The following is a 9908-nucleotide window of genomic DNA, read 5'->3' on the forward strand; positions in this document are numbered from 1 at the left end:
CTCGCCTTACTCGCCATTGCCCAAAACAATGGCCCCATGCAACCGACCCCGACTGAACTCCAACGCCTGATCGACAACCTGATCCGCATCGGCACCGTCACCGCCGTGCGATCAGGGGAATGTCGCGTCAAGACAGGCGACCTCATCACCAACTGGCGGCCCTACGCAACTGCGCGGGCCGGGAGGAATCGCACCCGCCATCGCCTCTCCATTGGCGAACAGGTGCTGATGCTCTCGGTCAGCGGCGATTTGCGCAATGCCTACATCGTCGGCCCCATCAATTGCGCTGCCTTCCCAGAACCCTTGGCAGGCGATGACAACCCGGATCTCGACCGCACCGAATACAGCGATGGCGCCGTCATCGAGTACAACCCGGCCACCGGGGCGCTCAATGCTAGCGGCATCAAGCGCGCCACCCTCTCGGCCTCGGTGACCGTCAAGCTGATCACCCCCATGGTGGAATGCACCCAGGCGCTCAAGGTCGGTTCAACCATCGAGGCGGGCGGCAAGATCACCGCCCCCAGCGCCACCATCGGCGGCATCGAGGTGACCACCCACAAGCACGGAAATGTCAGCACCGGCAGCGGCACCTCCGGGGGCCCGCAATGAACTGGCTCGGCATGAATGCAGCCTCTGGCCGCGCCATCAGCGCCACCGACCACATCATCCAGTCGGTGCGCGACATCCTCATCACCCCGGTGGGATCCCGCGTCATGCGCCGCGATTACGGCAGCGAGCTGTTTTACCTCATCGACCAGCCACAGCATCAGGCCACCCGCCTGCGCCTGATGGCCGCCACCGTGCAGGCCCTCATCAACTGGGAACCCCGCATCACCATCACCCGGGTCGATGTGCTGGGCGGCGGCATGGATGGCGCCCTTACCGTCGAGCTCACCTGGCAGCGCAAGGACGGCGGCGCGCCGGGTACCGGAACAGAGAGCGCCACTATTGCCATTCCCACAGGAGCCGCCAATTGAGCACCATCACCCTCTCTCAACTGCCGCAGCCCGATGTGATCGAGGTGCTCGATTTCGAGACCATCCTCGCCGAGCGCAAGGCCTATTTTGTCAGCCTCTATCCGGCAGACCAACAGGCAGCCATCGCCGCCACCCTGGCGCTCGAATCCGAGCCCATCACCAAGCTGCTGCAAGAAAATGCCTATCGTGAGCTGATCCTGCGCCAACGCATCAACGATGCCGCCGTCGCCAACATGTTGGCCTGGGCCAAGGGTAGCGACCTCGACAACCTGGTGGCTAACTGGAAGGTGCAGCGGCTCATCATCCAGCCGGGTGATGACACCGCCACCCCGCCGGTGCCAGAAATCAAGGAAGATGACGAGGCGCTGATCCTGCGCGCCCTGATGGCGTGGGATGGCTTGAGCGTGGCGGGCCCCACCGGGGCCTATGAGTATTTCGCCCTCTCGGCGGATGGCAAGGTCGCCGATGCCAAAGGATCGAGCCCGACCCCAGCCGAGGCGCTGGTCACCATCCTCAGCACCGAGGGGGACGGCACCGCCGATGCGGCGCTGATTGCCAAGGTAGACGCTGCCCTGAGCCACGAAGACAAGCGGCCGGTGGCCGACCGGCTCACCGTGCAGGCAGCCGGCATCCTCCCCTACACCATCACCGCCCAGTTGCACATCAGCAGCCAGGGGGCCGAGGCAGATGTGATCCTGCAGGCAGCCCGTGACCAGCTCGCAGCCTTTATCAACCCGCGCCGCCGCATCGGGGTCGAGGTGCCACGCTCTGCCATTGATGCCGCCCTCCATGTGCAGGGCGTGCGCAAGGTCGATTTGATCGGCTGGGCAGACATCGCCCCCAGTCCTACCCAGGCCGCCTATTGCACCGGCTTCACCGTGGAGCGAGCGCCATGAGTGCCATCCTGCCGCCCAGTACCACCCGCACCGAGCGCAGCCTGGCAACGGCGGGTGCCAATGCCCAGGCCTTGCCGATCCCGTTCCGCTCACTCTGGTCACCCTGGACCTGCCCCACCCACCTGCTGCCCTATCTGGCCGCCAGCTGGAGCGTCGACCGTTGGGATGACAAATGGCCTGAGGCCACCAAGCGCCAGGTCATCGCCAATAGCTACTTCGTCCACAGCCGCAAGGGCACCGTGGGTGCAATCAGGCGAGTCATTGAGCCAATGGGGTTTCTGGTTGACGTGGTGGAATGGTGGCAAACGGAACATGACAACCCCCCTGGCACATTCAGTATCGATCTGAGGCTAAACGGCTCTGGTATCTCGGAAGAACTACACGAAGAAATAGAGAACCTGATCTACAACGCCAAGCCAATGACCCGGCATATCACGGGCATCAACATGAGTATGCAGTCAAATGGAGGGTCATCGATCGGGGCGGAAGTCATGGCAGGCGACAAAATATCAATCCATCCAGAGCTAAAAACCGTTGCGACCAGCGGCGGTGCAAATTATGGCTGCGCAACGGTCATCAATGAGTCTCTGCGCATTTTACCGACACAGGAGTAACCATGCAGATTTACAAAACCATATTGACTCAGACAGGCATCAACAAGCTGGCCATGGCTGCGGGCGCCACTCCTCTGCGCATTACTCACATGGCGGTGGGTGATGGGAACGGTGCTGAAACCACACCGAACGAGGAACAGACCACCCTCGTCAATGAAGTCTACCGGACAGATATCAATTCATGGGAAGTCGATCCCAACAACCCGAATCAACGCATCGCCGAGATGTTCTTGTCCGAAACAGTAGGGGGGTGGTGGGTCTATGAATTGGGATTGTTCGATGCAGATGGCGACCTGATCGCGGTCGCCAATACTCCCGCAAGCTACAAGTCAGTGATGGCACAGGGTTCAGGCAGAACAATGACACTGGAAATGGTCATTGCCATCGGTAACTCGGCAAGTGTGGAAGTAATAGTCGACCCGTCACAGGCAATGGTGTCACGGGCATACCTGAGCCAAACCATTGATAAAGAGAAAGAAAAAACGGCTCTCAGAAACTTCAAAGATTTGCACTCTTGCCTGCAACTGATCAAGGCGTCCTACGGCTCTGTGAACGTACTGGGTGACAGCATCACAGAGGGCGTTGGCGCATCCAGTTTTCCCCAGTCCTGGTACTCGATGTTTTACCAAATGATCATGGACATGGAGCAGGGACAGGATGCCGAGATCATCTCCAATTTTGAGATTTCCGGCAAATATGGCGTCGAGATAAGTGGCCCTGCATCCATCACCGATGCCGGGCCAATAGGCAAAGCACTCTTGATGGAAAACCTGTCATCTCTGTATTTCTACGGCGACTTCGAGTTTGTCGAGGTCTACTTCAACCGCACCCCTTCGGCAGGCAAGCTCCAGTTCATGAAGGATGGCGTGGTTTATAAAACCATCGACTGTGCAGGGGAGAACATAGTGGATGCCCTGACATTCCCATCACTCTATGCCAGTCGAGGTTACGGCCGCCATACTATCAAGGCCGTTGATGGTGATGTGACGCTGACAGGCCTAATCAGGTTGAACCATGCAGATGAGCGGATCCACATCAACAGAATGGCCTTCTCGGGCGCATCAAGTACGGATTTCAATACACCGGAACGGCTGGCATCAATCAAAAGACAGGGGGCATTTTTCGAATCAAAAAAGAACCTGTTCATCATTGCTCTGGGCACCAACGATATCTACAACAGTGGTAAAGCCACCACGCCAGACCAGCTGAAAGCCAACATCAAAAATATCGCGGTCACCCTCAATCATGGCGACAATGTCGTCGCCATCATGATCCCACCGATCGCAGATGAACATATCTGGCCAGCCGCAAAAGCCCGCCACATTCAATACGCTGCATCCATTAGGCTGCTTGCCGCAGAGCTGGGGGTGATGGTGATCGATTGCTCATCGCTCGACCTGCTTGAAAACAATATGTATATCGATGGGGTACACCCCAATGATGCCGGTCATCAGGCCATCTTCGAACATGTCGTCAGGCAACTAAATGGACTGCTGGGAGTCTCTGAAGCAGCACTGGAACCGGGGGTTCATGGCACATGGCTACCATCAATTGCTGGGTACAGCCACTCAGGCCAGAATGAATATGAATATCGCCATGGCCACTATGTGAAGATGGGACGGTTGGTTATTGCTCAGGTAGCCATGGGAGTAAAAAATATAGACCCTGCGATGGATGGGTACATAGGCGTAAACCTGCCCTTCCCGACATCATCCAGCATCATGGAACAATCAGGGGCGATAGGCATGATTGTTGGTGTCAACCTCCCTGATACATCCCGCCAATTTGTGATCGACTGCATTAAAGGTGAACCATTCGCCATCATTCGAGGTGTGGCGCCAGGACAACCTTATGCCGATGTCGTGAGCGTGTCGGACAATGCCAGGCTGGCATTTACCATCAGCTACTTCACCGACTGATTCACCGCCAACCACCCCGCCTGTGCGGGGTGTTTCGTGACTGCCGTCATCCGTCACCTTGTCACCGCTTCGCCAGTGTGTACGGCCCTCACACACTGGCCGCCGCTCGCCAGACATCCCCTGCCCCTGCATCCTGACCCTGCTCGCATCACAGGCATTACCTACGCACAGAATGCTCCGTCCGGACAACAGGAGAACCTATGGCACTGGACCAATTTCACCACGGCGTGCGCGTCGTGGAAGTCAACGAGGGCACGCGCACCATCCGCACCGTCGCCACGGCGGTGATCGGCATCATCTGCACCGGCAGCGATGCGGATGCCGCTTACTTCCCCCTCAACAAACCCGTGCTGATTGCCAACCTGCCGGCGGCCATCGCCAAGGCGGGCAGCACCGGCAACCTCAAACGCTCGCTGCAAACCATCTATGACACCGTCAACACCATCGTCATCGCCGTGCGTGTGGCCGATGGTGCCGACGCCGCCGAGCTCACCAGCAACATCATCGGCACCATACTGCCGGATGGCAGCTATACCGGCCTCAAGGCGCTGGAGCGGGCCGCCCCGGTCACGGGCGTCAAGCCGCGCATCCTCTGCGTGCCGGACAACTGCACCCTATCCATCGCCACTGCCCTGGCGGGTGCGGCCAAAAAGCTGCGCGCCTTCGCCTATGTGCCAACCATTGCCGACACCGTCGAGGCGGCGCTCGCCTACCGCGAGAACTTCTCCAGCCGCGAACTGATGCCGATCCACGGCGACTGGACCGCCTGGGACACCGCCGCCAATGCCAGCATCAAGCTCGATGCCTGCCTCAAGGCGGCCGCCATGCGGGCATTCATCGACAAGGAGATCGGCTGGCACAAGACCCTGTCGAACGTCGGCGTGACCGGGGTCGATGGCATGACCAAGGCCCTGTTCTGGGATCTGCAAGACCCCGACACCGAGGTCGGCCTGCTCAACGCGAGCGAAGTCACCGCCCTGATCCGGGCGGACGGCTTCCGCTACTGGGGCAACCGCACCTGTTCCGATGACCCGCTGTTCGCCTTCGAGAACTACACCCGCACCGCCCAGATCCTGGCCGACACCATGGCCGAGGCACACATGTGGGCCAACGACAAACCGCTCACCCCCACCCTGGTGAAGGACATCGTCGAGGGCATCAAGGCCAAAGGCCGCGAACTGGTGGCAGGCGGTTACCTGCTCGGTTTTGACTGCTGGTACAACGAGGAGCTCAACGACAAAGACACCCTCAAGGCCGGCAAGCTGCGCATCGATTACAACTACACCCCGGTGCCGCCGCTCGAAGACCTCGGCTTCATCCAGCGCATCACCGACACCTACCTCATCGACTTCGGCGCCCGCGTCGCGGCCGCCGCATAAGGAGCCACCATGGCACTGCCACGCAAACTCAAACGCCTGAACGTCTTCCTCAATGGCGATAACTGGGTCGGTGAAGCGGAAGATTTCACCCCGGCCAAGCTGTCCCGCAAGTTTGAAGCCTATCGCGGCGGCGGTATGGGGGGTGCTGTCAACATCGACATGGGGCTGGATGACAGCGCCCTCGATGTCTCATTCACCTTCGGCGGCTACGGCGAACCCCTGCTGAATTGCATGGGTGAGCCCAAAGCCGACGGCACCAGCCTGCGCTTTGCCGGATCAGTCCAGCGTGATGACACCGGCGAAGTGGTCGCCGTCGAGATCGTCTGTCGTGGCCGCTTCAAAGAGCTCGACCGCGGCACCCTCAAGGCAGGCGACAACACCCAGGCCAAGGTCAGCATGGTCAACACCTACTACAAAGAGACCATCAACGGCCGGGTGATGCACGAGATTGACCTGATCAACATGGTCGAGATTGGCCCCGACGGCGTCGACCGCATGGCCGAACACCGCAAAGCCATCGGCCTCTAACCCACCCAACAACCCAACGGGCGGCCCTTATCCCAACAGAAAGTGCCGCCCTCACCACATCCACAACAGGAACAAGCACCATGGAACAGAAAGAAATCACCCTCGACACCCCGATCCAGCGCGGCGAGAACACCCTCAACAGCCTGATCATCCGCAGCCCCAAGAAGGCGGGCCACCTGCGCGGGCTCAACACGATGGACATCGTCCAGATGAACGTGGATACCCTCATCAAACTGCTGCCCCGCATCACCGACCTGACCGAAAAGGAAGTCAACGACATGGACCCGGCTGACCTGCTCAAAGCCGGGGTAGTGGTGGTCGGTTTTTTGATGGGCTCGCAGCAGGAGGCCTACCTCACTGCATAGATGACCTGATGGCAGAGATCGCCATCATCGCCCACTGGCCGCCGTCCGAGATGGCGGCCATGGAGATCAGCGAGCTGATGGGCTGGCACCAACGCCTCGTTGAAACCCACAACCGCATCAACGGGGCCGAAGAACAATGAACCCTCTCAAACTGCAAATCCTGCTCGGGGCGGTTGACAAGATCACCGCCCCCCTCAAAGCAGTCAGCGGCCAGAGCCGCCTGACCGCTCAAGACCTGCTCGCCACCAAAAAGCGCATCAAAGAGCTGGAAACTCAGAGCGGCCAGATTGACGGTTATCGCACCCTGGGACGCCAGATTGGCGCCACCCGCGCCCAGCTTAACCAAGCCCAGCGTGATGCCCAGCAGATGGCCCAACAGTTCGCCAAGGTAGAACAGCCGACCAAGGCCATGACCCGGGCCATGGAGCAGGCCAAGCAGAAGGTGCGCGACCTCTCCCAGCAAGAGCGTGAAATGGTTGCCCGTCACGGCAGCCTGAAACGCGCCATGAACGAAGCCGGCATCAACACCAAACAGCTCGGCGAACACCAGCGCCGCCTCAAGACCGATTTGGCTGCAGCCAATACCCAGCTCGACCAGCAGCGCGCCAAGCTGGGCCAATTGGCCGACCAGCAAAAGCGCCTCAACCAGGTCAAGGCCAGCTATGACAAGACCATGTCGATGCGCGGCACCATAGCGGGCTATGGCGCCGCAGGCATGGCAACCGGTGCTGCAGCCATCTACAAGGGCACCAACATCGCCAGCAAGGCCATGGGCTTTGATGTCGACATGTCCAAGGTGCAGGCGATCACCAGGCTGGACAAAGGCAGCAGCGAACTGGCCGCCTTGCGGGCTCAGGCCCGAGAGCTCGGCGCCAATACCGCCTTCACGGCGGGCGAAGCGGCACAGGGCCAGGGCTTCCTCGCCATGGCTGGCTTTACACCCAAGGCGATCCGTGACGCCATGCCTGGGGTGCTCGACATCGCCAAGGCAGGGGGTGTCGAGATCGCTGCCGCAGCGGATATCGGCTCCAACATCCTGACCGGCTTCAAGCTGCCGGCAAACCAGATGACCCGACTCGGGGATGTGATGGTCGGCACCTTCACCCGCGCCAACGTCGATTTGCAGATGCTGGGGGAAACCATGAAGTACGTGGGCCCGGTAGCGGCGGGCCTTGGCGTGGACCTTGAAACTGCCTCCGCCATGGCGGGCAAGCTGGGGGATGCCGGTATCCAAGGCAGCATGGGCGGTACCGCCATGCGGGCCATTCTCGGCCGCCTCGCGGCGCCCCCCAAGGCCGCACATGACGCGCTCGCCGCCCTGAACGTGAAGACCGCCGATGCCGCCGGTAACCTGCGCGCCCTGCCCGATATTCTCGACGAGCTCTACAAGAAGACCAGCAAGATGGGGGACACCACCCGATCGGGCTACTTCAAGGCCATCGCCGGTGAGGAAGCCTTCGCCGCTCTGGCCGTACTGACCGAACAGGCGGGATCCGGCAAGCTGCAGGAGCTCATCGCCACCTTGAAGCAATCCCAAGGCGAAGCGGGCAAGGTCGCCAAGGTCATGGCTGATAACGCCATCGGTGATCTGGATAACCTCACCTCCGCGTGGGATGACGTGGGCATCCAGATGATGGAGACCGAGAACGGACCGATGCGCGGGATCATCCAGCGCATCACCGAGATTATCCAGGTCACCGGCAACTGGATGCGGGCCAACCCTGAACTCACTTCCACCCTGACCCGCATCGCGGCCGTGACAGCCGTGGCCGCCGCCGCTGGCGGTTCACTGCTGCTGATTGTTGCTGGCCTGCTGGGCCCGCTGGCGGCCATCAAAATGGGGATGTCGATGCTGCTGGTCTATGGGAGCCCCCTGCTGACCTTCATCAAGGCACTGACCATGGGCATGGTCAGGCTCGGCATCGCCATGCTCACCAACCCCATTGGCTGGTTCATCATGGGCATTGTGGCCATCGCCGCCGGGGCTTACCTGCTCTACAAAAACTGGGATGGCGTCGCCGCATGGTTCAGCGGATTGTGGGCGCAGTGTCAGGCCCCTGCGCTCGCCTTCTGGGAGCTCCTGAAAGAACTATTCTCATGGACCCCCATCGGCATGCTGACTATGCACTGGGGTGAGATCTGGGCCTTCTTCGACACCTTGCCAGCGGGGGCGGCCAACAAGGGCAAGGCCATCGTCGACGGTCTGATTGGTGGCATCACTGCAAAGTGGGAGAGCCTGAAAGCCAAGATAAAGGCCCTCACCGACCTGCTGCCGGACTGGATGAAAGGGGGTGGCTCGGTCACGGCCAACGTCAACCCGTCAGGCTACCTCACCGGCAACTACAACACTCCCGCCATGGCCGGGGGATCCGGCTACGGTCCGCGCATCGTGACGCCGCCGCGCCCAGTCGCCAGAGGCAGCACCACCACCGAGATCAACGCCCCTATCCACATCGTCCAGCAACCGGGGCAATCCGGCGCGGATGTGGCGCAAGAGGTGCGCCGCGAACTGGACAGACGCGAGCGGCAGGCCGCTGCCAATGGCCGCGCCTCCCTGACCGACCGCAACTAAGGAGCAACAGTCATGATGATGACCCTGGGCTGGTTCGTGTTTATGCGCTCGACCCTCGCCCCCCTCTCACAACAAGACGAACGGGCATGGCGCCATCCGGGCAATAACCGGATCGGTGCTCGCCCTGCCTATCAGTTCCTCGGCCCAGATGATGAAACCACCACCCTGAGCGGGGTGCTGCTGCCCGAAGTGACCGGCGGCCCCGTCTCCCTCGACTTGCTCAACAATATGGCTGACAGCGGTCAGGCTTTCCCGCTGATCCAGGGCGATGGCGTCATGCGTGGGTCATTCGTGATCGAGGGCATCAGCACCACCCGCAGCGAGTTTTTCAGCGATGGCACCGCCCGTAAAATCGAGTTCACCATCAAGCTCAAGCGGGTCGATGACAACGACAGATCCCTTGTCCAAACCCTGCTGGGCCGCACTGCGGGCAACCTCTTTGGCCGCCTGGGCCTGGGCAAGCTGGTCGGCAGTATCGGCAACAAGCTCGGGGGGCTTCTCTGATGGGGGCTTTCGACCAGTTCGGCACGCGATTGGCCGAAAACTTGGGGCTGACCAATCCGCTCGACGCCTTGCGCCAAGGCCACCCGGTACCGGCTTACCAGGTACTGGTCGACGGCAAAGACATCTCGGCCGCCATCAGGCCGCGCCTGATGTC

The 9908-nt window shown here is 60.7% G+C and carries 11 protein-coding genes; all 11 read left to right on the plus strand.

Annotated features, from left to right (window positions below; genetic code table 11):
- On the plus strand, window positions 1-609 hold a 609-nt coding region (locus AB5Y70_RS20470), incomplete at its 5' end, for a phage baseplate assembly protein V (RefSeq protein ID WP_368176001.1).
- On the plus strand, window positions 606-977 hold the full coding sequence (locus AB5Y70_RS20475; protein WP_270821271.1) for a GPW/gp25 family protein: 372 nt from the start codon (window positions 606-608) through the stop codon (window positions 975-977). The genes AB5Y70_RS20470 and AB5Y70_RS20475, both read left to right, overlap by 4 nt.
- The gene (locus AB5Y70_RS20480) at window positions 974-1873 is read left to right on the plus strand and encodes a baseplate J/gp47 family protein (protein ID WP_368175967.1); all 900 of its coding nucleotides are present in this window, start codon (window positions 974-976) and stop codon (window positions 1871-1873) included. Before AB5Y70_RS20475 ends, AB5Y70_RS20480 begins: the two co-directional genes overlap by 4 nt.
- Window positions 1870-2487 (plus strand): phage tail protein I, encoded by a 618-nt coding sequence (locus AB5Y70_RS20485; protein WP_368175968.1) that lies wholly within the window; start codon window positions 1870-1872, stop codon window positions 2485-2487. The genes AB5Y70_RS20480 and AB5Y70_RS20485 overlap by 4 nt, the downstream gene beginning before the upstream one ends.
- A gap of 2 nt (window positions 2488-2489) precedes the next feature.
- Window positions 2490-4406: a phage tail protein gene (locus AB5Y70_RS20490; RefSeq protein ID WP_368175969.1), complete on the plus strand. Its 1917-nt coding sequence runs from the start codon at window positions 2490-2492 to the stop codon at window positions 4404-4406.
- Between the two features lie 206 nt (window positions 4407-4612).
- Complete coding sequence (locus AB5Y70_RS20495; RefSeq protein WP_368175971.1) at window positions 4613-5785, plus strand: phage tail sheath protein; 1173 nt, start codon at window positions 4613-4615, stop codon at window positions 5783-5785.
- A gap of 9 nt (window positions 5786-5794) precedes the next feature.
- Window positions 5795-6313 (plus strand): phage major tail tube protein, encoded by a 519-nt coding sequence (locus AB5Y70_RS20500; protein WP_104452361.1) that lies wholly within the window; start codon window positions 5795-5797, stop codon window positions 6311-6313.
- A gap of 80 nt (window positions 6314-6393) precedes the next feature.
- Window positions 6394-6678 (plus strand): phage tail assembly protein, encoded by a 285-nt coding sequence (locus AB5Y70_RS20505; RefSeq protein ID WP_104452360.1) that lies wholly within the window; start codon window positions 6394-6396, stop codon window positions 6676-6678.
- Window positions 6679-6686: 8 nt separating this feature from the next.
- The gene (locus AB5Y70_RS20510; protein ID WP_024943529.1) at window positions 6687-6818 is read left to right on the plus strand and encodes a GpE family phage tail protein; all 132 of its coding nucleotides are present in this window, start codon (window positions 6687-6689) and stop codon (window positions 6816-6818) included.
- Window positions 6815-9250, plus strand: coding sequence for a phage tail tape measure protein (locus tag AB5Y70_RS20515; RefSeq protein ID WP_368176124.1), 2436 nt, complete (start codon window positions 6815-6817; stop codon window positions 9248-9250). The genes AB5Y70_RS20510 and AB5Y70_RS20515 overlap by 4 nt, the downstream gene beginning before the upstream one ends.
- Window positions 9251-9262: 12 nt before the next feature.
- Complete coding sequence (locus AB5Y70_RS20520; protein WP_104452358.1) at window positions 9263-9754, plus strand: phage tail protein; 492 nt, start codon at window positions 9263-9265, stop codon at window positions 9752-9754.
- Window positions 9755-9908 lie beyond the last annotated feature (154 nt).

The sequence above is a fragment of the Aeromonas sp. s1(2024) genome (assembly GCF_040908005.1).
In the GTDB taxonomy this organism is placed as follows: domain Bacteria; phylum Pseudomonadota; class Gammaproteobacteria; order Enterobacterales; family Aeromonadaceae; genus Aeromonas; species Aeromonas caviae.

What these genes read in the sequence shown, in the direction of transcription:
- AB5Y70_RS20510 (WP_024943529.1), top strand. Translation starts at nt 6,687, where the DNA reads ATGGCAGAGATCGCCATCATCGCCCACTGGCCGCCGTCCGAGATGGCG.
- AB5Y70_RS20490 (WP_368175969.1), top strand. Translation starts at nt 2,490, where the DNA reads ATGCAGATTTACAAAACCATATTGACTCAGACAGGCATCAACAAGCTG.
- AB5Y70_RS20485 (WP_368175968.1), top strand. Translation starts at nt 1,870, where the DNA reads ATGAGTGCCATCCTGCCGCCCAGTACCACCCGCACCGAGCGCAGCCTG.
- AB5Y70_RS20505 (WP_104452360.1), top strand. Translation starts at nt 6,394, where the DNA reads ATGGAACAGAAAGAAATCACCCTCGACACCCCGATCCAGCGCGGCGAG.
- AB5Y70_RS20500 (WP_104452361.1), top strand. Translation starts at nt 5,795, where the DNA reads ATGGCACTGCCACGCAAACTCAAACGCCTGAACGTCTTCCTCAATGGC.
- AB5Y70_RS20515 (WP_368176124.1), top strand. Translation starts at nt 6,815, where the DNA reads ATGAACCCTCTCAAACTGCAAATCCTGCTCGGGGCGGTTGACAAGATC.
- AB5Y70_RS20475 (WP_270821271.1), top strand. Translation starts at nt 606, where the DNA reads ATGAACTGGCTCGGCATGAATGCAGCCTCTGGCCGCGCCATCAGCGCC.
- AB5Y70_RS20520 (WP_104452358.1), top strand. Translation starts at nt 9,263, where the DNA reads ATGATGATGACCCTGGGCTGGTTCGTGTTTATGCGCTCGACCCTCGCC.